The sequence below is a fragment of the Streptococcus parasanguinis genome, from assembly GCF_023109675.1.
In the GTDB taxonomy this organism is placed as follows: Bacteria; Bacillota; Bacilli; order Lactobacillales; family Streptococcaceae; genus Streptococcus; species Streptococcus parasanguinis_I.
In genome coordinates, this window is record NZ_JALDUR010000006.1 from 12741 (window position 1) to 36471 (window position 23731).

Consider the following 23731-nt stretch of genomic DNA (forward strand, 5'->3'; position numbering starts at 1 on the left):
GGGATTTTTTACCTTTACCTATCTTATCTTTTTTCTTCTATTTTAGCAAGCTCTAAAACTCAAAAAAATAAACCGTTTTCTTTATAGGAAGAAAGCAACACAAAAAACGCCTCGAAAGGCGTTTGTATTATAGATCTATTTATAAGGATTGGTACAAATCATTGTATCGTTGACTAGCCGTATCCCATGAGAAGTCACGCGTCATAGCTTGCTCTTGGAGACCATACCAAGCCTGTTTGTCATTGTAGTAGACAGCCAAGGCTTCATCAACTGCCCAGTTAAACCAATAGCCAGACAAATTATTGAAACTAAAGCCTGTTCCACTTCCATCAACAGCATTATACGGTTGGACCGTATCTCGAAGTCCGCCGACTTCATGCACTAAAGGAAGGGTTCCATAACGCATGGCCATCATTTGAGAAAGACCACACGGTTCAAAACGGCTTGGCATCAAGAAGACATCCGACGCTGCATAGATTTCTTGGGCCAATTGGACATCAAATGTGATATTCGCTGAAAGTTTATCTGGGTAGGCTTGACCAAACCAAGCAAAGGCATTTTCAAATCCAGGATCTCCTGTACCGAGCAAGACAATCTGAATATCCTTTTGCAAGAGTTGATGCAACTCTTCTACCACCACGTCAAAGCCTTTTTGACGTGTCAAACGAGAGACGATCCCAAACAAAGGAACATCATCGCGAACAGGTAGACCGACACGTTCTTGAAGAGCTCGTTTACTAGCTGCTTTACCTGAAAGATCTGAGAGACTGAAGTGATACGTCAAGAGTGGATCCGTTTCAGGATTATACAGATCTGCATCAATCCCGTTAACAATTCCGGTCACCTTGCCAGACTCCATCCGAAGGATCTGATCCAAGCCACAACCATATTCAGCAGTCATAATCTCATGCGCATAGCTAGGAGAAACAGTTGTCACACGGTCAGCATATAGAATGCCGGCTTTCATCCAGTTCAGGCAATCATTCCATCGAAGTGTTCCATCTGCATAGCGTTCAAATCCAACTCCGAAAAGATCCCACAACATTCCTGGGTCGAACTGACCTTGGAATTCCAAATTATGGATGGTCAATACTGTCTTAATTCCATGATAAGCTTGAATCCAACGGTATTTTTCCTTCAGCAAGAAAGGAATCATCGCCGTATGGTAATCATGGGCATGAAGAACATCTGGAATGAAGTCAACTCGTTCCATCGTTTCTAAGGCCGCGAGCTGGAAGAAGGCAAAGCGTTCGCCATCATCGAAGTCACCATACACATGACCTCTAAAGAAATAATGTTGGTTATCAATAAAGTAAAAGGTGACTCCATCGCGCACAATGCGTTTCACACCAACATATTGACTTCTCCAGCCAACCTTGGTCTCAAAATGCAAGACATCTTCGATTTGATCTCCAAACTTAGCCTCTACCATATCATAGTAAGGGAGGATCACGCGCACATCATGACCACTTTTCGCTAAGGATTTAGGAAGAGCGCCAATAACGTCTCCCAAACCACCTGTTTTAGAAAACGGTGCTCCTTCAGCTGCAACAAATAATAGTTTCATTAGACAATATCCTCTGTAACAATCGTTCCTTTTTTAACCACGACAGGTGCTTCTTCTGTCCCACGAATCGTCACACCAGCAGCCACTTCAACACCCTTATCCAGAATGGCATGTTCGACGATTGCATTTTCATGAATCACAACACCAGGGAAGAGAAGGCTACTGCGTACTTCTGAACCTTCATAAAGGCGTACCCGACGTGAAACAATGGAACGTTCAACGGTTCCTTCTACAATACTACCCGAAGCAAATTGAGACGTTTTAATATGTGAAGTCTTGGAATAATACGTTGGTTCTTCATTCTTCACTTTCGTATACACCTTTTGGTTTGGTGAAAAGAGCTTCATGAATTTTTGGTTTTCCAACATATCCAAGTTTGCATGGTAGTATGATTCAACTGAATGAATATTGGCTAAGTAACCTGTATATTCAAAGGCAAAAGCATTGTATTCCACCGCCAAATCACGCAAGATATAGCGCAATTTTTGTGGGTATTCTTTCTTGGCTTCTTCTTCAATTTTTTCAATCAACCAAGGGGTATCCACAATAAAGACATCTGTTGACATGTTGTAGACTTCATCAGGAGACTTGCTGTCAAACAGTTTTTGCTCCGTAACATGGTCTGTCTCATCAATCTGTAGAATCGCATTCACTTCAGAGATATTTTGAGGATGCAACTTTTTGTAAACAACTGTAATCGGACGGTCAACGCTATTATGCAAGTGGAAAACTTGATTGAGGTCAATATTCATCAAAACATCACAGTTTAAAGCAACTGTTTGGTTGGAACCAGACCGTTTCAAATAGGTCAATAATTGTTGGTAGTATTCTGGCCCTACCGTTGTATTTTCAACTGGAGTATTATAGATTCCAAGGTAATAGTGGCTCAATAAAGTAGACAAGCCCCACTCACGACCTGAACGAATATGGTCAAAGACCGAACTAATATTTTCTTGTTGGAAAATCCCAAAAACACTACGAATACCAGCATTCGCAAGGCTAGACAATGGGAAGTCAATCAAGCGGTATTTCCCATCAAACGGTAGGGAGGCTACCGGACGATGGCTGGTCAAAGTGGACATATCATGATACCCAACTGTATTTCCTAAAATGGCTGAATATTTATCAATCTTCATCTGTTGCTACCCCCACTTTTTCATTGTAACCGACAACTTGTACTTCCTCTGTTCCATCAATCACGACACCTTCTGCAATGACTGCGCCTTCTCCGATGATCGCGCGTTTCACGACAGCTCCTTTACCGATAATGGCATTGCTCATCACGACAGCATCTTCGACAACTGCTCCTTCACGAACTTGAGCTTCTGTTGATAAGATGGAGTGTTTGACTGTACCGTCTACCGAACAACCATCGACTACAAGAGAATCTTCGATGTGAGCATGTTCCCCAAAGAAGTTTGGTGGTGAAATAAGGTTGCGTGAATAGATTTTCCAGTGACGATCGCGACTATCCAAGGCATTATTTGGATCGATATATTCCATATTGGCTTCCCAAAGAGACTCAATCGTACCAACGTCTTTCCAATAACCATTGAATTCATAAGCATAAACACTTTCGCCTGATTCTAGATACGTAGGAATGACATTTTTACCGAAGTCTGACATATCGATATCGCTCTTCTCAGCAGCAACTAACATATTGCGCAGACGAGCCCAGTCAAAGATGTAAATCCCCATGGAAGCCTTGGTAGATTTTGGTTCAGCTGGTTTTTCTTCAAATTCGACAATCCGATTATTGGCATCTGTATTCATGATTCCAAAACGGCTTGCTTCCTTCAAAGGAACATCTAGGACGGCAACAGTCAAGCTCGCATTATTATCCTTGTGTGCTTGAAGCATGTCATCGTAATCCATCTTGTAGATATGATCCCCAGATAGAATCAAGACATATTCCGGATTGATGCTATCGATATAGTCGATGTTTTGGAGAATCGCATGACTAGTTCCTTCGAACCACCGATTTCCTTCACTAGCTGAATAAGGTTGGAGAATAGACACACCCGTATTGATTCCATCCAAGCCCCAGCTGGAACCATTCCCAATATGGCTGTTAAGGGCAAGTGGTTGATACTGTGTAATCACACCAACATTGTGAATTCCTGAGTTGGCACAGTTTGAGAGAGCAAAATCGATAATCCGATAGCGCCCACCAAATTGAACCGCAGGTTTCGCGATGTTTTTGGTTAATTTTCCAAGACGTGTTCCTTGCCCTCCGGCAAGAATTAAAGCGAGCATTTCATTCTTCATTGACTACTTCCTCTTTTTAAAGCTTGGACTCCCTTAGAGTCAACCGATCATCATTTTTTATCTGATGTTTTAGATTTCGTTTTGCGAACCTTCCGTTTCACCTTCCAAATGCTAGCCCCTAAAGCCGGCAAAGTAAAGGTCAAAGTTTGTTCATAATCCTTCCACAGTCCATCTTGAGACTGAACTGTCGGATTGTGCTCTTTCCAGACACCTCCCCATTCTTCTAATTCTGTATTCCAAATTTCTTCATAGACCGCTGATACAGGCACACCAATCGTAAAGTCCTTGCGTTCCACTGGTGCCATATTGAAAACACACACCAGAAGATCGCCCTTACGATTTTTCCGAACCATTGACAAGACGCTCTGATCCCGGTTATCTGCATCTATAATCTCTAAGCCATCAAAGCTATCATCAATCTCCCACAATTCCTTGTGTTCTTTGTAGAAATGATTGAGCTGAGAAGTAAAACGACGCATCTTAGCATTCATTTCATCCTCTAGATTGCCCCATTCCAATTGCTCTTCTGACTTCCATTCCAAAAATTGACCAAATTCTGAACCCATAAAGAGTAATTTCTTACCTGGATGGCAAATCTGATAGGTCAAGAGGTTACGGAGTCCAGCAAATTGATTGTAACGATCTCCCCACATCTTATGCATCAAACTCTTCTTACCATGCACCACTTCATCATGTGAAAATGGTAGTAAGAAGTTTTCAGAAAATGCATACATGAAACTAAAGGTTACCAGGTTAAAGTCAAATTTCCGGTAGATGGGATCTTCTTCGTAGAATCGAAGGATATCATTCATCCACCCCATATTCCATTTATAGTCAAAGCCAAGTCCACCTTCTTCTTCAGGACCCGTGATCTTTTGACCAGCAGAACTTTCTTCTGCAATCATCATGACATCTGGGTGTTCGTTCTTGATAATCGCATTCAACCGTCTAAGGAAATGAACGCCTTCGTAGTTGAGGTTTCCACCATCAATATTTGGTGTCCATGGACCGCTATCGTAGTCAAGATAGAGCATATTGCTCACAGCATCGACCCGAATCCCATCTAAATGATAGGTATCAATCCAAAACTTCAAACTAGAAATCAAGAATGACTGGACTTGATTCTTCCCTAAATCGAAGTTCAAGGCTCCCCATCCGTAGTTATGAGCACGATGTTCATCCTGGTATTCAAAGGTTGGTGTTCCATCATAATAAGCCAAGGCATCATCATTGATAATGAAATGTCCTGGTACCCAATCCACGATCACTCCGATATTGTTGAGGTGGCATTCTTCCACGAAGTCTTGAAACTCTTCTGGGCTACCATAAGTCTGCTCGAGTGCAAAATATCCCATGAGCTGATAGCCCCAACTCAAGCCCAATGGATGAGCCATCACTGGCATAAATTCCACGTGGGTGTAGTTCATCTCCACCAAATATGGAATCAATTCTTCCTTTAGTTGTTTGAAGGTATAGGAACTGTGATCCTCATTACGTTTCCACGATCCTGCGTGAACCTCATAAATATTAACAGGTCGTTCCTTAAAACCAAGTTTTTTGCGGCGTGCTCTCCAGAGACCATCTTTCCAGTTTTTCTCTGGAATGGTCTTAATAATAGATCCTGTATTGGGTCTCTTTTCCATCCATAACGCTAGAGGATCGATTTTTTGCACCTGATGACCATTTTGTCGAGTCACCAAATACTTGTATATATCTCCCTCTTTTGCATCGGAACAGAAGACTTCCCAGACGCCTCCTTCATTACGAACCATTGGAATTTTACGAGCTTCCCAATCAGTGAAATCACCAATCAGATCCACCGCCTGAGCATTGGGAGCCCAAACACGGAAGGTAAAGCCTTCTTGTTCCCCCCTTGTTTCCTTGTGAGCTCCTAAGTACTCTTGAAGATGGAAATTATCCCTTCTTCCAAATGTCCATAAGTCTGTGCTTCTATCCATATACTCACCTCTTTATTCTTTGAAAGCGTTTTCTATTTGTTTTTATTTTACTATAAAATCACTTAATTTTCAAGTTGATTCCTGTAAAATCATGTAAAATTATCAGGAAAAGTTTTTCCATTTTCTTTCCCGAACCTTTTCTATCCTTCCTTGGTCATCCTCCTTATCTTACTTACGATTATACTATATATGCGAGGAAAATCAAACAAAAACCGAACATTTAAATCACTATTTTTATTACTAACTAGTTTATTACGAATAAAATGAACATTTTTATGAACAATGTAAAAAAAGACTAAGACAGATTTGTCTTAGTCTTGTTGAATTCTTAGTCTACGTTCACGTATTCTTTTGAAAGTTCAAGAACTTCTTCCATTGTTGAACATTCAGTAAGAGCACGGTTAGCGTATTCTTGCATTTTAGCTGTGTCGAGTTTCTTCATCAAGCTACGTGTACGAAGGACAGATGTCGCTGACATAGAGAACTCATCCAAGCCCATTCCGACAAGAAGTGGAACGGCAGTTTGGTCACCGGCCATTTCACCACACATACCAGCCCATTTGCCTTCAGCATGAGCCGCTTTGATCACGTTGTTGATCAAACGAAGGATAGATGGGTTATATGGCTGGTAAAGGTATGAAACTTGTTCGTTCATACGGTCAGCAGCCATTGTGTATTGGATCAAGTCGTTTGTACCAATTGAGAAGAAATCAACTTCCTTAGCAAATTGATCCGCAAGCATTGCTGCAGCTGGGATTTCAATCATGATCCCTACTTGGATATCGTCTGCAACAGCAACACCTTCCGCAAGCAATTTAGCCTTTTCTTCTTCAAGAATACCTTTAGCAGTACGGAACTCAGTTAACAAAGCAACCATTGGGAACATGATCCGCAATTTACCGTGAACAGATGCACGAAGCAAAGCACGCAATTGTGTACGGAACATTTGGTTACCAGTTTCAGAGATAGAAATACGCAAAGCACGGAAACCTAAGAATGGGTTCATTTCTTTAGGAAGGTCGAAGTAAGGAAGTTCTTTATCCCCACCGATATCCATTGTACGAACAACCACAGGTTTACCATTCATGCCTTCAAGAACTGCTTTGTAGGCTTCATATTGGTCATCTTCAGTTGGGAAGTCTTGAGAATCCATGTACAAGAATTCTGTACGATAGAGACCAACAGCTTCTGCACCATTATCGTTCACACCTTCAACGTCTTTAGGTGTACCGATGTTGGCAGCCAACTCGAAGTGTTTTCCATCAGCAGTCACTGTTTTCGCATCTTTAAGGAGAGCCCATTCAGCTTTTTGTTTAGCATAAGCTTCACCAGCTGCTTTGAACTCTGCAATTTGTTCTTCAGTAGGGTTGATCACTACTTCACCAGTGATCCCTGAAACAGCCAAAACATCACCATCTTTGACAAGTTCTGTAATGTTATTTGTACCCAAAACAGCTGCGATTTCAAGTGTACGCGCCATGATAGCTGAGTGACTGGTACGTCCACCGATGTTAGTAACAAAGGCTTTTACGTACTTTTTGTTCAACTGAGCTGTATCAGATGGTGTCAAGTCATGCGCTACCACGATTGCTTCTTCATTGATAGAAGCAGGGTTTGGCAATTTCTTACCAAGCAAGTTGGCAAGGACACGTTTGGTAACGTCGCGAATGTCTGCTGCACGTTCTTGCATGTAAGGATTGTCTTCCATTCCTTCAAAGATTGCAATGAACATGTCAGTGACTTCTTTCAAGCCAGCCTCTGCATTGATTTTTTTCGTACGAATCGTTTCTTTGATCTGACCAATCATTTCAGGGTCAGCGAGAACCATCATATGCGCATCAAAAACTTGCGCTGCTTCTTCACCAAGGCTTGCTACTGCATTCTCCCGAATAAGAGAAAGCTCGTTTTGTGAAGCTTCAAGAGCTGCATCCAAACGAGCTTCTTCTGCACTTGTATCTTCGACTGAAACAGTCTCAAATGATAAGTCTGGTTGAATGAGCAAATATGCCTTAGCAACGGCAACACCGTCAGATGCTGCAATTCCTTTTAGCATTTTTGTCATATTTTTAAGCCAATCCTTCTTTAGTCATTGTTTCTGAAATAGCTGCGATAGCATCATCAGCGTCAGCACCTTCTGCAGAGATTACAACGTCAGCACCTTGACCAACACCAAGGCTCATAACACCCATGATTGATTTCAAGTTAACTGATTTACCTTTGTATTCAAGAGTGATGTCTGATGCAAATTTGCTAGCAGTTTGAACCAACAAAGTTGCTGGACGTGCGTGGATACCTGTTTCTGCCACGATGTGGAAATCTTTAGAAGCCATAATTGGACTCTCCTTTTAAAAAATAGTTTTTGAGTTACCTTTTGATAACCCTTACAATTTGGTATTATATCATCTTTTGAAATTTTTTTCAAGATTTTTATCACTGACTTACAGAAAAAGACTGCGAAAAATCCCAATTTAGATACATTCTAAGAAGTACCTGAAGAATGGAGAACAAATCTTTTCAATTTTCTACTATATTATAAGTAACATTTTCCTCCGCTTTCAAATAAAAAGAAGCAAGTGTACCACAGGATATTGATTCACAAAAAAATTATAACTAATTAAAGATGCTTTAAAGCCTATTCCTATCCCATTTCTTGGAATTTCTCAATTTCCGTTCACCACAATATATTGTGTTTTAAAAACCCCATTTCATATCTTTGCACAATATTTAGTTTTATTTTGTTGACAAGTTGCTGGATTTTGTTTATACTGTTTACAGATTTATATTTCGATAGGAGAACGAAAAAGAAATGGTAACCATTTATTCAAAAAATAATTGTGTTCAATGCAAAATGACCAAGCGATTCCTCGATAGCAATCATGTGGAATACCGCGAAATTAACTTAGATGAACAGCCAGAATTTGTAGAGCATGTTAAGAACCTTGGCTTCAATGCTGCTCCAGTTATTCAAACACCGGATGAAGTATTTTCTGGTTTTCAACCAGCTAAGTTGAAGAAACTTTCTTAATAAACACAGTATTTTGCTTAAATAGGGTCTAGCGTTAGCAACCTAACACTAGACTTTTTACTTGGAAAGAGAGGACTTCTCCTCTTCATTTTTTTGAACTAGAAAAGGATTATTATGGGATTAAAATCTCTTGAAGATGTGACGTATTTTCGTCTTAACAATGAAATCAACCGTCCAGTAAACGGCCAAATCATGCTTCATAAAGATAAAGAAGCTTTGGATGCGTTCTTTAAAGAAAATGTTGTACCAAATACTAAAACCTTTGACTCGATTACAGACAAGATTCAGTACCTTCTCGAGCACAATTACATTGAGAGAGCTTTTATCGAGAAATACCGTCCTGAATTTTTAGAGGAATTGGCCCAATTTATCAAAGATCAAAACTTCCAATTCAAGTCCTTCATGGCGGCCTACAAATTCTATAACCAATACGCTTTGAAAACAAATGATGGAGAATACTATCTTGAAAGCATGGAAGACCGTGTCTTTTTCAATGCTCTCTATTTTGCTGATGGAAATGAAGCTATCGCGCGAGACATCGCAAACGAAATTATCCACCAACGCTACCAACCAGCTACTCCTTCTTTCTTAAACGCTGGACGTGCCCGCCGTGGGGAATTGGTATCATGTTTCTTGATCCAAGTAACCGATGATATGAATGCGATCGGACGTTCCATCAACTCTGCCCTTCAACTGTCTCGTATCGGTGGTGGGGTTGGGATTTCTCTCAGCAACCTTCGTGAAGCTGGAGCACCAATCAAAGGGTATGAAGGAGCCGCTTCTGGAGTGGTTCCAGTTATGAAACTCTTCGAAGATAGCTTCTCTTACTCTAACCAATTGGGACAACGCCAAGGGGCTGGGGTGGTTTACCTCAACGTCTTCCACCCAGACATCATCGCCTTCCTTTCAACTAAGAAAGAAAATGCTGATGAAAAAGTTCGGGTGAAGACTCTCTCACTTGGGGTCGTCGTGCCAGACAAGTTCTACGAGTTGGCGCGTAAGAATGAAGAAATGTACCTCTTCAGCCCATACTCTGTGGAACGTGAATACGGAGTACCATTTAACTACATCGACATCACTGAAAAATACGATGAGTTGGTTGCTAATCCAAATATCCGCAAGACTAAAATTAAGGCACGTGATTTGGAAACTGAAATTTCTAAATTGCAACAAGAATCTGGCTATCCATATGTAGTCAACATTGATACTGCTAACCGGGCAAACCCTGTTGATGGAAAAATCATCATGAGTAACTTGTGTTCAGAGATCCTTCAAGTTCAAGAACCAAGCTTGATCAACGATGCCCAAGAATTTGTTCAAATGGGAACAGACGTCTCCTGTAACCTTGGTTCAACCAACGTAGTTAACATGATGACTTCACCTGATTTTGGTCGTTCGATTCGTGCCATGGTTCGTGCTTTGACCTTCGTTACAGATAGCTCTCATATCGTAGCCGTTCCAACTATTGACCACGGAAATAAACTGGCGCATACCTTTGGTCTTGGAGCCATGGGACTTCATAGCTACCTTGCCCAACAATTGATCGAATACGGATCACCGGAGTCTATTGAGTTTACGAGCATCTACTTCATGCTCATGAACTACTGGACTCTCGTAGAATCAAACAACATTGCGCGCGAACGTGGTGTTACCTTCCACAACTTCGAAAAATCTGATTATGCCAATGGTACTTACTTTGATAAGTACACGACTGGAGAATTTGTACCAAAATCTGATCGCGTCAAAGAACTCTTTAAAGATATCTTTATCCCAAGTGCTGAGGATTGGGCAGAACTGCGTGCTAAAGTTCAAGCAGATGGTCTTTACCACCAAAACCGCCTAGCTGTCGCACCAAATGGATCTATCAGCTACATCAATGACGTATCTGCTTCTATCCACCCAATTACACAACGGATTGAAGAACGCCAAGAGAAGAAAATCGGTAAGATCTACTACCCTGCAGCAGGATTGTCAACGGAAACGATTCCTTACTACACTTCTGCCTACGACATGGATATGCGAAAAGTCATCGATGTCTATGCTGCTGCAACTGAGCACGTAGACCAAGGTCTTTCACTGACTCTCTTTATGCGCAGCGATATTCCAAAGGGTCTTTACGAATGGAAAACTGAAAACAAACAAACCACTCGTGACTTGTCTATCCTTCGGAACTACGCCTTTAACAAGGGTATCAAGTCTATCTACTACGTCCGTACCTTTACAGATGATGGTGGAGAAGTTGGCGCCAACCAATGTGAAAGCTGTGTCATCTAATCCGCTATCCTAGATAGCTATCAAAAGTCGGTTCGCCGACTTTTTGTGCGGTATTCTATCAATTTATGGTAGAATAGTAACGATTGAATGAATAGAAAAAGAAAGTGATGCAAATGGAAACATACTACAAAGCCATTAACTGGAATGCGATCGAAGATGTCATCGATAAATCGACCTGGGAAAAACTGACAGAGCAATTCTGGTTGGATACACGTATCCCTTTGTCAAACGACTTGGATGACTGGAGAAAGTTGTCGAATAAAGAAAAAGACCTAGTTGGTAAAGTCTTTGGGGGATTGACCCTTCTAGATACCATGCAATCTGAAACAGGTGTTCAGGCTCTTCGTGCAGATATTCGTACTCCCCACGAAGAAGCTGTCTTTAACAACATCCAATTTATGGAATCTGTCCATGCTAAGTCATACTCTTCTATCTTTTCTACTTTGAATACTAAGTCAGAAATCGAAGAGATTTTCGAATGGACCAACACCAATCCTTTCCTTCAAAAGAAGGCAGAAATCATCAACGAAATCTATCTCAATGGGACCCCTCTTGAAAAGAAAGTCGCCAGCGTTTTCCTTGAAACCTTCCTCTTCTACTCTGGTTTCTTCACACCTCTCTACTATCTTGGAAACAACAAATTGGCCAACGTAGCTGAAATCATTAAGTTGATCATTCGGGACGAATCTGTTCACGGAACCTATATCGGCTACAAGTTCCAACTTGGTTTTAACGAATTACCAGAAGACGAACAAGAAAAACTCAAAGAGTGGATGTATGATCTTCTCTACACCCTCTATGAGAATGAAGAAGGCTACACAGAGAGCCTCTATGATGGTGTTGGCTGGACTGAGGAAGTCAAGACCTTCCTTCGCTACAACGCTAATAAAGCCCTCATGAACTTGGGACAAGATCCGCTCTTCCCAGACTCAGCAGATGACGTTAACCCAATCGTCATGAACGGAATCTCAACCGGTACTTCTAATCACGACTTCTTCTCTCAAGTCGGAAATGGTTACCTTCTCGGTGAAGTAGAAGCCATGCAGGATGACGATTATAACTACGGTTTATAAGAAGAAAACCCTTTCCAGACGGAAAGGTTTTTTTGTTGCAATCTTTTTCTAATTGGATCTGCTTCTTTTTTGAAAAAAGAGGTTGAACAAACATCCAACCTCTCCTATTATTACAATTTACCTGCTACGGCATCCAACAATTCTTGGATCTTCGCTTGGTTGCTTCCTCCTGCCATGGCCATGTCTGGTTTACCACCACCACGTCCATCGACAATTGGAGCCAATTCTTTGATCACATTGCCTGCATGCACTTCTTTTGTCTTGCTGGCAACAAGGACATTGACCTTGTCACCGATGGCTGCGACAAGAACAAGCACATCAGAGTAATCTTTTTGTTTCCAGTTATCCGCAAAGGTACGAAGGGCACCTGCATCTGATACTGAAACTTGGCTGGCGATGTAACGGTGTCCGTTTGCTTCTTGAACATTCTTGAAGACATCACCTGCTGCTGCAGCCGCTGCTTTTTCCTTCAATTCTGCATTTTCTTTTTGCAATTGACGGAGTTGCTCTTGAAGGCCTTCCACCTTGTGAGGGACTTCTTTGAGTTGAGGGGCTTTTAAGGTTGCTGCGACTGCTTTCAGAGCATCTTCTTGATCACGATAAGCTTCGAAGGCTTCCTTGCCAGTCACTGCCAAGATACGACGAGTTCCTGACCCAATCCCTTCTTCTTTGACAATCTTGAAGAGACCGATTTCAGAAGTATTGCCTACATGGGTACCACCACAGAGTTCCACTGAGTAGTCACCGATGGTGACAACACGGACTTCTTTACCGTATTTCTCACCAAAGAGGGCCATAGCACCCATTTCTTTGGCTGTATCAATATCAGTCTCAACAGTCTTGACTGCAATGGCTTCCCAGATCTTCTCATTGACTTGTTGCTCAATAGCGCGTAATTCTTCAGGAGTTACAGCTTGGAAGTGGGTAAAGTCAAAGCGAAGGAATTCTACTTCGTTGAGAGATCCTGCTTGGGTTGCGTGGTTACCAAGAATATTGTGAAGAGCCGCATGGAGCAAGTGAGTTGCTGTGTGGTTCTTCATAACACGGTGACGACGATTAGTGTCAATGGCCAAGGTGTATTCTTGGTTCAAGGCAAGAGGAGCAAGGACTTCAACGGTATGGAGTGGCTGTCCATTTGGTGCTTTTTGAACATCTGTCACTGTCGCTACGACGTTTCCTGCAGCATCCAAGATTTGACCATGGTCCGCAACTTGTCCACCCATTTCAGCGTAGAATGGAGTTTCTGCAAAGATCAGTGATGCAGTTCCTTCTGAAACAGCCTCTACTTCAGCATTATCTGCTACGATAGCCACCAACTTAGAAGGCAATTGGCTGGCATTGTAGTTGAAGCTACTTTCAACTGTAATGTTTTGAAGGGTTTCATTTTGCATCCCCATAGATCCACCTTTGACAGCAGATGCACGCGCACGTTCTTGTTGTTCCTTCATAGCCGCTTCAAAACCGTCACGATCGACCGTCATTCCAGCTTCTTCAGCGATTTCTTCTGTCAATTCCACTGGGAATCCATAAGTATCGTAGAGTTTAAAGACATCCTGACCAGCGATAACCGTTTGACCTTTTTCTTTCAAGTCTGCTACGATAGTTTCTGCAAAGTGTTGACCAGAGTTCAAGGTACGAGCAAATGATTCTTCTTCACTCTTGATGATTTTTTCGATGAAGTCTTGTTTTTCAAGTACTTCTGGGTAGTAGCTTTCCATGATCTTCCCAACGGTTGGAACCAATTTATACAAGAAGGTTCCTTCGATCCCCAATTTTTGACCATGCATGGAAGCACGACGGAGGAGACGACGAAGAACGTAACCGCGTCCTTCATTACCAGGAAGAGCTCCATCTCCAATCGCAAATGAAAGCGAACGGATGTGGTCAGCAATCACCTTGAAGCTCATGTTATCGCCATCTGGATCGTAGGTTTTACCAGACATCTTTTCTACTTCACGGATGATTGGCATGAAGAGGTCTGTTTCAAAGTTGGTCTTCGCCCCTTGGATAACGGCTACCAAACGTTCCAAACCTGCGCCCGTATCAATGTTCTTGTGTGGCAATTCCTTGTATTCGCTACGAGGAACTGCTGGGTCAGCGTTAAATTGTGACAAGACAATGTTCCAGATTTCGATGTAACGGTCGTTTTCGATATCTTCTGCAAGCAGACGAAGGCCGATGTTTTCTGGGTCAAAAGCTTCTCCACGGTCAAAGAAGATTTCTGTATCTGGTCCAGAAGGCCCTGCACCGATTTCCCAAAAGTTGTCTTCGATTGGGATCAAGTGACTTGGATCCACCCCAACAGCGATCCAACGGTTGTATGAATCCTTGTCATCAGGGTAATAGGTCATGTAAAGTTTGTCTTTAGGGAAATCAAACCATTCCGGACTTGTCAAAAGCTCATAAGCCCACGTAATGGCTTCATCACGGAAGTAATCTCCAATAGAGAAGTTCCCCAACATTTCAAACATGGTATGGTGACGAGCAGTCTTCCCTACGTTTTCGATATCATTGGTACGGATGGCTTTTTGAGCATTAGTAATCCGCGGGTTTTCAGGTTTGATGGTTCCATCGAAGTATTTCTTAAGAGTGGCAACCCCTGAGTTGATCCACAAAAGTGTTGGATCGTTTACTGGAACCAAGCTAACAGATGGTTCTACTGAGTGGCCTTTGCTTGCCCAGAAATCAAGCCACATTTGGCGGACTTGTGCACTAGATAATTGTTTCATATTTGTCTCCTAATTTTTTTAAGATTAATTTGCGCCAGCTTCTAACATTTCGACATAATCGATGGCGACACAAAGTGAGATGACTAAATCAGCGTATTCATCCTCATACACCGATACTTGGTAGGTAGAGGTGAGATGAAAGAGTTCTTTGCTAATCTCAGCGACGATTTGATCCCGATCATCGAATAATTTGAATTCTAGGTCCCAGATATTTCCTTGTACCCGCAGTCCCAAATCTTCGATATCGTACTTATCCCTGAAGAGCGTCAGCTTTTTATGGATAAAAAAGCAGTCCCCATCCTTCAACTCAACCACAAACTTGGGAAGAAAGCTGATTGTTTTTTTAGTAATGTGGCTCACTTCTTTCCCATTCTTATCATAGATGGTAAAAGTCTTGGGAATCTTAAGAAAAGATCCCTCAACCTGGTATTCAACATCTCCCAACTCATCTTTGATATCGAACCGCTCGCCACCCAATCGAAATTTTTGTTTCACTTGATAGGTTCGCATCTTTTGATCTCCTTTAAAAAGCTCCAGACAACTGCCCATAAACAAAAGACAAGCCACTAAACGAAGGGCGAAAAACCGCGGTACCACCTTCATTCAATGAACTTGTCATTCTTCATTTTATATGCAATTGTCTCAGCCGAGTAGCAAAATCATTTCTCTTCCATGGCTCGCACCCCCGCCACTTCTCTGATTCCGAGTAACAATGATTTATTCTCAACTATTTCATTATACAAGTTCCAAATGGAACCGTCAACTATTTTTTAGATGATGAGCTGCTATCACTTGTTTGAACACCGATATTTTGCAAATATTGGTTAAATGTTGATTTGAAAGCATCATCTTTGACCTTGATATTGGCATTGGTCATCGCTTTTGCAATAATGCTACGGATGTAGTTGGTATCTTGCTTACGACCATCAACAATGATCTCTTTCAAACGTTTTTCGTATTTCTTCCAGTCAGAGCCTTTTTCTGTCTTCTTATTCAATTTGACAATATAGTAGCTAGCAGAATAGTTTTGACCTGCTGAAACTGTGATCACATCTGAAATCCCATTTTCATCCAACTTAAAGGCAGCTTCTTTGACTTGAGATGGAATATCTGCTGTTCCTGAATCAAACTTGACTTCGCCACCTTTGTCTTTTGTAGCAGTATCTGTTGAATTGTCTTTGGCGATTTGGGCAAAGTCTGCACCTTCCGCTTTAGCTGCTTCCAACACTTCTTTTGCTTTATCTTCTGAATCTAACTTGATAATTTGTGCTGTTACTTCTGGTGTGTAAGATTCAAAAGCCGCCTTGTAGTCAGACTCTTTAATATCTTTCTTAGCAGCTTGGTTGACTGCATATTCCAACAACATATTGCTACGGATTTGTTTCTTCGCTGTTTCTTCCGTCAAGCCTTGTTGCGCCAAGTAAGCATCGAATTGCTTGCCTAATTGTTTCTTTTGTTTAGCCAATTCTTTATCGACTTCTTTATCAGAAACTTTTGATCCATATTCTTTTTCAAAGACTTTATTGATGGTCATTTGGAAAAGAACTTGTTGAGCACCTTGGTTGTTTTTGATTTCATTATAGAAATCAGAAACTGTAATCGTGTCCCCTTTCATGGTCACGATATCTTTGTTTGTGCCATTGGCACACGCTGCTAGTGTTACGACTGATAGCAAGGTCACAGCACCTGCTACAAGTTTTTTCTTCATGAAAATTATTCTCCGTTCCTTTTTAAACTTCTTCTATTTTACCACAAATTAGAGAGAATACCTTAAATTTATCTAAAAAGAGCTAGGATCTGGCAAGGTTACCGTCTCTGTATTTTTCCGAATCATCAAAATACCATCTCCAAGTGGCACCAAACTAGCGGTCAAATCTGGATGATTGAGAGTCGCATGAAAGAGGTTCTGAAGCCCCCGGTAAATGGTTCGTTGCCCACGACGCACTTCCATGATGTCCTTGGCAACATCTCCTCCTTGGAAAATATCATCCAATACCACGACTCCCCCAACCTCTAAGAGTTCGAGAATTCGTGGCAAAAAGACGATGTACTTAGACTTAGCAGAGTCCATAAAGACAAAGTCATAGGTCTCTGTCAAATCCTGCAAGACATCTACTGCATCTCCTTCAAGCAAGGTGATTTGTTTTCTCTGATCGTATTTAGCCAGATTTTCCTTAGCAAAGCCAATCATCTCTTCATTCCGATCAATAGTGGTAATTTGTGCATCGGGAGCATTTTCAGCCATTAAGAGCGCTGAAAATCCAATTGCTGTCCCAATTTCCAGGATTTTCTTTGGTTGTAGGGCTTGCAGGAGTAATCTAAAGTAAGCTACCGTTTCATGCGGAATAATCGGAATATTTTCCTTGCGGGCGAATGCTTCTAACTCCTCCAAGGCACCTGCTACCGGTTTTTGACGCGTGCGCATAAAGTCAACGATCTCGTCTTTAACCACTGGCCGGCGCATATTGTGGTTGGCATTTTTACTATAAGACTCTACCATCTTATGCGAGTCCTAATTTTTCTACTAGGGCTTCAAATTCATTCAACCGACGTTCAAAGACCGCAAAGGCTGCGTCCAAGTAGTCTTCTTTTTCCATATCCACACCTGCTTTACGGATGACATTGAGTGGATAGTCAGAATTTCCAGCCTTCAAGTAGTCGATATATTTATCACGATCTTCTTGTGTTCCATGAACAATCTTTTCAGCTAAGGCCGAAGCTGCTGCAAAACCAGTTGAATATTGGAAAACGTAGTAGTTATAGTAGAAGTGAGGAATTCGAGCCCATTCATATTGGATCTCAGGGTTGTCTTCTTTTGAAAGACCATAGTATTTTTCATTGAGCTCTGCATAGAGGTTGTTTAAGAACTCACTAGTCAAAACAGTACCTTCTTGGTCTGCTTTATGGATAGCATGCTCAAATTCAGCAAACTGCGTTTGACGGAAGACAGTTCCACGGAAGCCATCCAAGAAGTGATTCAAAATCGCAAAGCGAGTTGCATCGTCTTCTACTTCTTCTAACAGACGTTCGGTCAAGATATTTTCATTGGTTGTAGATGCGATTTCAGCAAGGAAGATGGAATAGTCCCCATAGACATAAGGTTGGGTTTCACGGGTATAACTAGAATGCATACTGTGACCAGTTTCATGCACCAAGGTGAAGAGATTGTCCAATGTATCTTGCCAGTTCAACAACATGAAGGCATTGGTATCATAAGAACCACCTGAATAAGCACCCGAGCGTTTTCCTTGGTTGACATGCACATCAATCCACCGTTCGCTGAAGGCACGTTTCACACGAGAAAGGTAGTCCTCACCCAAAACAGCCAAGACTTCTTCTGCTTTGGCCAATGATTCTTCATAGGTAAACTTGTAGTCTGTATCGGATAATGGCGTATACATATCGTACATCTTCAAGTCTGAGATTCCTAGAATTTTTGAACGCAATTGCACATAGCGTTGCAAGAGTGGCAAATGTTTGTTCACCGCTGCTACCAAGCTATCATAAACACTTTCTGGTACAAAGTTTTCAGAAAGGGCCGCTTCACGGGCAGATGAGAATTTGCGAACTTTGGCATTGAAGTTGTGAACTTTCACATTGGTTTGTAAGGTTTTAGCATAGGTATGTTGGTACTGTTCATAAACCTTGTAGAGGCCTTCGTAAGCTTCTTTACGAACGGCACGATCTTTTGATTCTACCAAAGAAATATAGTTTCCATGGGTTAATTGAACTTCTTCGCCCTTGTCATCATGCACAGTTGGGAAAACAATATCTGCATTGTCCAAAATTTCAAAAGTTTCACCACCAGCCGCAAAGATCTCACCAGCACCTGCAAGTAATTCCTCTTCTTTTTGAGACAAGACATGTTCTTTTTTCTCTAGCAGACGATCAAAATAATGACCATATTGTTCCAAGGCTGGAACTTCACTCACAAAGGCTTTGTATTGCTCATCCGTAATGGCCATGAATTCAGGCTCATAGAAGGCAAAGGTTTCACCTAACAAGCTATAAAGAGACATCCCTTTTGATTGGTACTCTTGGTATTTAGCCACTCGTGTGTCTTGGTCATTTTTCATATGGGCATAGACGTAGACCTTTTCTAAACGACGACTCAATTCCAAATATGCATTGGTTGTATCCAACAGTGTTTGCGCTGAATCCAACAAATGGCCAGCATAGTGGCTTGCTGCTTTAATATCTGTAGCTAAGCTTGCTGCTTCTTCTTCCCAAGCTTGATCTGTCGCAAAAATTGTCGACAAATCCCATTGGTATTTTTCATCAATTTCATTACGTTGTTTTACCATTTCGATTAATCCTCCAATGGTACTATTTTAGCATAAAAATGAACATTTCGGGAGGATTTCTATCTTAGAAAGTTAGCTTTTCTGTTGAGCATAAAAACGTGGGGGATAAAGGATCTGAACGGGTTGGATTCCTTGCGACTGATAATAGGTCATAAATTGCTGGTAGTAACCTTCTACATCCTCTTTAATTTGGAGCAAGTTCTGTGAAAGGATCGGACGACAAAGAGGATAAAAGAAATCTAGCCCCAGTTCCATCAGATGGTGTCCCTGCATATAGAGTTCTTCCTGAAGCTTCAGCCACTTTGGATGACGATAAAAGAGTTGCTGCTGTATATACGTTAAAAATGTACGATCGAGCTCGACTGCCATTTGCTGCATGGGTTGCGAAAGATAAGGGGTCCGTAAGACTTCCAGTAAAGACCTTTGGCCAAAAGGGAAAATTTCTGTTTGATAATGCAATCGCCCTCGTAAATCCTCATGGATGAGGTATTGCAGACGTAGCTCTTTCTTTGTCAGATCCAATTCCCAAAGATGGAACCCGCGATTCTGACTAAAATAAAGAAAGCCAGCCTGCAGCTTTGTTAGTCTTTTCTTGAGCCACAACTTTTTACCAAGTAACCAATAGACCTGGTAACCGTGGGATCGATAATCATCGCTTCTCTCCTTCAAGCGTTCTAAAGATAGAGAGCTGCACTGCACTTCCAAAGCTAAGTTCTTGTCTACTACCAAAAGATCGGCAATTTGTTGAAAGTCTGCTAAATAACTTTCTACCTCTGTTTTAGACTCCTTAGAGGCCCAGTTATAAAGACTGGCTTTCAATTCCAGATGTTCAAAACTCTCAGCTTCGTGATGATAGGGACAATGCTGTAATTCTACATGAGCAAAATGAGCCCGTAGAACCGAGCCATTTTTTAGACGCACTGGACTATGACATGCTAGACAATAGAAGGGCCCTTCTGTCACAGCTGGGATCTCTTCCAAACAGTTCCACCGCTTTTGATTGTTATCCATGGCAATAAACATAGGCCCACCTCCTCATCTATATCATTCGAAAAAAAATAAGAAAAAGGCTGGAAATTCCAACCTTTTCTTCTTTTTATTCTTCAGAATCTGAATCTGAATCATCACTGTCGTCATCTGCAACAGGAGATTTACTCAATTCTTTCTGCATATCTTTCATTTCTTTACGAGTACTTTCCAACTCTTCACGAGCATCTTTCAAGATTTCGATCAAAGCTTCACGGTCTTCTTTAGGAACGACTGTGCTATCTGAACCGATGCTTTCCAAGCCTTCATTAAAGATATCTTTTTGGTTTTCTAAGCCTTGCTTTAAGGTACTAATCATTGCATCGTATTGTTCTTTTGCAGGACCTGTCACAGAAGTACCTGCTTCTTCAGTAAGTGAAACAGATTGATCCATTAATTTTGCAAACAACTTTTTAAAGTCTCCAACTGTTTTAGCCTTGCTGATTTCAGCGTCTGTTAAGAGGCTAGAAGATGAAGTCTCTTCTGAATCTGTTGAAGTATCCTTGCTTTTTAAAGTGTTGGCAGATTTGCTCGTCACTTTAGTAGTTGATTGACTATTTGAAGTTTCCTTCTTTGTGTCTTGTTTGTTTGAACAAGCAGCTAGGGAAACAATCGTCAAAAGAGCAGCTGTCGATAAGATCATTTTTTCATAAAATGGTCTCCTTCATATTAATTTTACCTCATTCTACCACCGAATACTTTGATTGTCAAATTAATCGCTAGTTCTTAATAATAGCAAATAAGTTGGACAAAACACTGTGAAATCAGTGTTTCTGTCCAACTCCTCGATGATTAGTCATACAATTGTAACAATTTCATTAGTCTACTTTGCCACCAAAAAGGCCGTGAGCCTTCCCTTGGGGCATTTTTAAGGCAAAGCTCAGCAAAAAGACGATCCCTACAACCCCTGCTAAAAAGAAACTCATGACTTGGTAACCGCCTCTTTCAATACAGAGGGCTGCGAGGGGTTGTAAAAGAATGGTTCCTAAATAACGAGCTCCTTGGACAATGGCCATGGCAAGAACCAAGTCTTTGCCATTCACCTTTTGGGCAATAAACCGTAAGGAGACCATAATCAAAACCATCCCTGTTGTATGCTTGGCTATAAGAGTCAAAAGCACTTTTAAGAAGACAGGACTTGGAAGAGCGTAGACGGCATATTGAGCGAAAATAATTCCGATTGGAAGAGCAATCAAAACCCGTAAAGGCCAGTGGTCCATGAATCGATCAGAGAAAAAGATCAAGGGAGCTTCCACTACGACGGAGACAGCTACAACCGTAGAGGCAATATGGACTGGTAGACCACTATCCATGAGCAACTCAGGAATATAGGTATGACCAATATTTCCAACCCCTGAAGCCAACCCAATCAACACAATAAAGAAGAGATAAGGTCCATTGTGAAGAAGAGGACGAATAGAGACAGGGTGTTTTTCCTTTTCTACGACTGTCTCTTTTTTCTTCATTCGAACCGCACTTAGGCAGAAGAGACTAAATACAATGGTGATCAAAACCGTATAATAGACTGCTTGGGGGCTAAACTGATGATAGACCCAGCCAGCTATTTGGACACCGACCGAGTAGCCAATGGTTCCCCAAACGCGAATCTTCCCAAAAGCGTATGGACTTTGCGTTGCAAAAACTTCCATCATGGGAGCTGTCCCATTCAAACAGACTAGAACAATTCCGTAAAAAACAGTCAGCCAAAAGAGATTGGGGGCCCAAAGAAAACCGAAGACACCACCAATGATCACACTCAGACTGAGGGTCGTCATTTTTACGATTCCAAATCGCTCATTGATATACCCAAAGAAGGGTTGGGCTACCATGGATAAGAAAAAGGCAACCGATACCAAAGTCGACACTTGAGTTGCACTATAGTGCTTTCCCATCAAATAGACGGAAATGAGGGTCGTAAAGAGAGATGTGGACATAAAATAAAAACTATAGAGTAGCATATAAGCCACATAAGAATTTCGGAATTTTTTCATATAAATCCTTTCTAAAAATATCGGAATGGGACAATGACAAAACCCAACTGACAATCAGTTAGGTTTTATTTTATTCTTTATTATAGCGCTTTTGAGCCTCTTTTTTGCGTCTCTCACGACTTTGTTTTTCAATCGAGAGAATGATGACAAGAATGAGAATCGGAATCAAAATCAGGAAGTGATCCAGCGAAAGCCATTTACTGTGCTTAGCCGTTGTCTTTTTACCACTTGCTGTTTCTTTGACAAGCTCTGGCTTGGCTCCTTCTTCCACCTTCATATCATCTCGGATACCTTCAGACAAGGTGTAGAGATCATTATCTACTGTCAGATAGCCATCTTTTACCGCAAGGGTCGGTTCTTTAGCACCTTTTTTGACCGTTGCATAGAAGGGTTTTTCGAGTGTATAGGTCTTGCCATCAATCTTCTGGACACCTGCATCTAACAATTTTTTATAGCCAAAATCTTTATAAGCTTTTTCGATCAAGGCATTGCCAAACGGGTGACGGTAATATTCCCCATCTTGGTCTGCCCAATCTCCTACGCCCATAATGACAGCAATTAAGCGCTGATTGCCCCGTTTGATGGTCGCGATATAGTTGAAAGCTCCACGAGGACTTGATCCAGTTTTTAAACCATCCACACCTTTCAAAGCATACTTAGCTCCTGGCAATGAATAATTGTAGGTATCAAAGGTTTCCTCATACGGAGTTCCTTTTTTGACCGTGACTTGTGCTTGATTGGTATAGTTTAAAATATCCGGGTATTGATTGATAAAATGATAGACCAAAATTCCCAAATCACGCGCAGTTGTCTGGTTAGCCGCATCATTTGGATAATTGTTTACCTGATAGTAACCTTGCAAGGTTGAGATGGCCGCTCCACTCGGGTTATTCCAGACCGTATTGGTCATCCCTAATTCCTTAGCCTTGGCATTCATGCGCTCGATAAAGGCATCTGGATCATTGTTGGACATGAGATTGGCCAACATAAGGGTTGATACATTTGAGGATGGAACCACTGTCATGGTAATCAACTCAGGAATGGTGTAGTCTACTCCAGCAACAATATTATTATTGGAGATCTCATAGATCTTTCCGATCGCTTGGTCTGAAGCGGTCGCCTTGATCACTGTATCCTTACTGATCTTGCCATTTGCCATATCTTCAAACAAGAGATAGAGCGTCATGAGCTTACTCATGCTGGCAGGATCTCTGACTTCATCGATATTGTCTTTCCAAAGAACATTGCCCGTATTTCCGTCAATAATAAGCGAAGAATGTGGACGGTTAATGGCTTGGACATTGTCATTTGGATACATCTTTTGCGCCATATCCACCAATTCATCCGCACTCGCTAGAATTGGCTGGCATAAGAGACTCAGAAGGAGGCAAATATGGATCAAATATTTTTTTATCATAGACTTTTCCTTTATAACAGACTAATCAGCTGGAGGCTAAAATAAGCTTCTAGCCCTCATGCCCTTTCCTCTTGTCTCCCAGTAGATGAAAAGAGCTAA

At 41.5% G+C, this 23731-nt stretch carries 18 protein-coding genes; 3 read left to right on the forward strand and 15 right to left on the reverse strand.

Annotated features, from left to right (window positions below; translation table 11 throughout):
• Positions 1–139: 139 nt before the first annotated feature.
• The 6 genes from glgA to M1G14_RS05755 all read right to left on the reverse strand — a co-directional run bounded on the left by glgA (position 140) and on the right by M1G14_RS05755 (position 8123).
• Positions 140–1567 carry a glycogen synthase GlgA gene (gene glgA / locus M1G14_RS05730; RefSeq protein ID WP_003006424.1) on the reverse strand — a complete coding sequence of 476 codons (1428 nt, stop codon included), beginning with the start codon at positions 1565–1567 and terminating at the stop codon, positions 140–142.
• The gene (gene glgD / locus M1G14_RS05735) at positions 1567–2703 is read right to left on the reverse strand and encodes a glucose-1-phosphate adenylyltransferase subunit GlgD (RefSeq protein ID WP_247926386.1); all 1137 of its coding nucleotides are present in this window, start codon (positions 2701–2703) and stop codon (positions 1567–1569) included. Before glgD ends, glgA begins: the two co-directional genes overlap by 1 nt.
• Entirely contained in the window at positions 2693–3835 is a 1143-nt protein-coding gene (locus M1G14_RS05740; protein ID WP_049523676.1) for a glucose-1-phosphate adenylyltransferase, read from the reverse strand. Before M1G14_RS05740 ends, glgD begins: the two co-directional genes overlap by 11 nt.
• Before the next feature lie 50 nt (positions 3836–3885).
• Positions 3886–5793: a 1,4-alpha-glucan branching protein GlgB gene (glgB, locus tag M1G14_RS05745; protein WP_247926387.1), complete on the reverse strand. Its 1908-nt coding sequence runs from the start codon at positions 5791–5793 to the stop codon at positions 3886–3888.
• A gap of 328 nt (positions 5794–6121) precedes the next feature.
• The gene (gene ptsP, locus M1G14_RS05750) at positions 6122–7855 is read right to left on the reverse strand and encodes a phosphoenolpyruvate--protein phosphotransferase (protein ID WP_003006414.1); all 1734 of its coding nucleotides are present in this window, start codon (positions 7853–7855) and stop codon (positions 6122–6124) included.
• A gap of 4 nt (positions 7856–7859) precedes the next feature.
• Entirely contained in the window at positions 7860–8123 is a 264-nt protein-coding gene (locus tag M1G14_RS05755) for a phosphocarrier protein HPr (protein ID WP_003006411.1), read from the reverse strand.
• A gap of 476 nt (positions 8124–8599) precedes the next feature.
• Here M1G14_RS05755 and nrdH point away from each other — a divergent pair, with 476 nt between their 5' ends.
• From nrdH to nrdF, 3 genes are all read left to right on the forward strand, one after another.
• Positions 8600–8818 (forward strand): glutaredoxin-like protein NrdH, encoded by a 219-nt coding sequence (gene nrdH, locus M1G14_RS05760; protein WP_003006408.1) that lies wholly within the window; start codon positions 8600–8602, stop codon positions 8816–8818.
• A 114-nt stretch (positions 8819–8932) separates the two neighbouring features.
• A complete protein-coding gene (gene nrdE, locus M1G14_RS05765) occupies positions 8933–11092 on the forward strand; it encodes a class 1b ribonucleoside-diphosphate reductase subunit alpha (protein WP_031573442.1) in 2160 nt (719 codons plus the stop codon).
• Positions 11093–11205: 113 nt separating this feature from the next.
• Positions 11206–12165 (forward strand): class 1b ribonucleoside-diphosphate reductase subunit beta, encoded by a 960-nt coding sequence (nrdF, locus tag M1G14_RS05770; protein WP_037608336.1) that lies wholly within the window; start codon positions 11206–11208, stop codon positions 12163–12165.
• Between the two features lie 110 nt (positions 12166–12275).
• Here nrdF and alaS read toward each other — a convergent pair whose 3' ends face one another.
• From alaS to M1G14_RS05815, 9 genes are all read right to left on the reverse strand, one after another.
• Positions 12276–14894 (reverse strand): alanine--tRNA ligase, encoded by a 2619-nt coding sequence (alaS, locus tag M1G14_RS05775; protein ID WP_247926388.1) that lies wholly within the window; start codon positions 14892–14894, stop codon positions 12276–12278.
• Between the two features lie 24 nt (positions 14895–14918).
• Positions 14919–15404 carry an LURP-one-related/scramblase family protein gene (locus tag M1G14_RS05780; RefSeq protein ID WP_247926389.1) on the reverse strand — a complete coding sequence of 162 codons (486 nt, stop codon included), beginning with the start codon at positions 15402–15404 and terminating at the stop codon, positions 14919–14921.
• Between the two features lie 253 nt (positions 15405–15657).
• Positions 15658–16602: a peptidylprolyl isomerase PrsA gene (prsA, locus tag M1G14_RS05785; protein WP_049496749.1), complete on the reverse strand. Its 945-nt coding sequence runs from the start codon at positions 16600–16602 to the stop codon at positions 15658–15660.
• 72 nt (positions 16603–16674) lie between these two features.
• The gene (locus M1G14_RS05790; protein WP_049496750.1) at positions 16675–17394 is read right to left on the reverse strand and encodes an O-methyltransferase; all 720 of its coding nucleotides are present in this window, start codon (positions 17392–17394) and stop codon (positions 16675–16677) included.
• A 1-nt stretch (position 17395) separates the two neighbouring features.
• Complete coding sequence (gene pepF / locus M1G14_RS05795; RefSeq protein WP_049496751.1) at positions 17396–19198, reverse strand: oligoendopeptidase F; 1803 nt, start codon at positions 19196–19198, stop codon at positions 17396–17398.
• A gap of 72 nt (positions 19199–19270) precedes the next feature.
• A complete protein-coding gene (locus M1G14_RS05800; RefSeq protein WP_049523684.1) occupies positions 19271–20221 on the reverse strand; it encodes a competence protein CoiA family protein in 951 nt (316 codons plus the stop codon).
• 73 nt (positions 20222–20294) lie between these two features.
• Positions 20295–20867, reverse strand: a complete 573-nt coding sequence (locus tag M1G14_RS05805) for a hypothetical protein (RefSeq protein ID WP_049523685.1) — start codon at positions 20865–20867, stop codon at positions 20295–20297.
• Between the two features lie 175 nt (positions 20868–21042).
• Entirely contained in the window at positions 21043–22215 is a 1173-nt protein-coding gene (locus tag M1G14_RS05810; protein WP_061591115.1) for an MFS transporter, read from the reverse strand.
• A gap of 70 nt (positions 22216–22285) precedes the next feature.
• Positions 22286–23632 carry a DUF1958 domain-containing protein gene (locus tag M1G14_RS05815; protein WP_049490513.1) on the reverse strand — a complete coding sequence of 449 codons (1347 nt, stop codon included), beginning with the start codon at positions 23630–23632 and terminating at the stop codon, positions 22286–22288.
• Positions 23633–23731 lie beyond the last annotated feature (99 nt).

Bases quoted from the DNA above. Each gene is read 5' to 3' on its own strand.
- glgA (WP_003006424.1), bottom strand. From the start codon at position 1,567: ATGAAACTATTATTTGTTGCAGCTGAAGGAGCACCGTTTTCTAAAACA.
- glgD (WP_247926386.1), bottom strand. From the start codon at position 2,703: ATGAAGATTGATAAATATTCAGCCATTTTAGGAAATACAGTTGGGTAT.
- M1G14_RS05740 (WP_049523676.1), bottom strand. From the start codon at position 3,835: ATGAAGAATGAAATGCTCGCTTTAATTCTTGCCGGAGGGCAAGGAACA.
- glgB (WP_247926387.1), bottom strand. From the start codon at position 5,793: ATGGATAGAAGCACAGACTTATGGACATTTGGAAGAAGGGATAATTTC.
- ptsP (WP_003006414.1), bottom strand. From the start codon at position 7,855: ATGACAAAAATGCTAAAAGGAATTGCAGCATCTGACGGTGTTGCCGTT.
- M1G14_RS05755 (WP_003006411.1), bottom strand. From the start codon at position 8,123: ATGGCTTCTAAAGATTTCCACATCGTGGCAGAAACAGGTATCCACGCA.
- nrdH (WP_003006408.1), top strand. From the start codon at position 8,600: ATGGTAACCATTTATTCAAAAAATAATTGTGTTCAATGCAAAATGACC.
- nrdE (WP_031573442.1), top strand. From the start codon at position 8,933: ATGGGATTAAAATCTCTTGAAGATGTGACGTATTTTCGTCTTAACAAT.
- nrdF (WP_037608336.1), top strand. From the start codon at position 11,206: ATGGAAACATACTACAAAGCCATTAACTGGAATGCGATCGAAGATGTC.
- alaS (WP_247926388.1), bottom strand. From the start codon at position 14,894: ATGAAACAATTATCTAGTGCACAAGTCCGCCAAATGTGGCTTGATTTC.
- M1G14_RS05780 (WP_247926389.1), bottom strand. From the start codon at position 15,404: ATGCGAACCTATCAAGTGAAACAAAAATTTCGATTGGGTGGCGAGCGG.
- prsA (WP_049496749.1), bottom strand. From the start codon at position 16,602: ATGAAGAAAAAACTTGTAGCAGGTGCTGTGACCTTGCTATCAGTCGTA.
- M1G14_RS05790 (WP_049496750.1), bottom strand. From the start codon at position 17,394: ATGGTAGAGTCTTATAGTAAAAATGCCAACCACAATATGCGCCGGCCA.
- pepF (WP_049496751.1), bottom strand. From the start codon at position 19,198: ATGGTAAAACAACGTAATGAAATTGATGAAAAATACCAATGGGATTTG.
- M1G14_RS05800 (WP_049523684.1), bottom strand. From the start codon at position 20,221: ATGTTTATTGCCATGGATAACAATCAAAAGCGGTGGAACTGTTTGGAA.
- M1G14_RS05805 (WP_049523685.1), bottom strand. From the start codon at position 20,867: ATGATCTTATCGACAGCTGCTCTTTTGACGATTGTTTCCCTAGCTGCT.
- M1G14_RS05810 (WP_061591115.1), bottom strand. From the start codon at position 22,215: ATGAAAAAATTCCGAAATTCTTATGTGGCTTATATGCTACTCTATAGT.
- M1G14_RS05815 (WP_049490513.1), bottom strand. From the start codon at position 23,632: ATGATAAAAAAATATTTGATCCATATTTGCCTCCTTCTGAGTCTCTTA.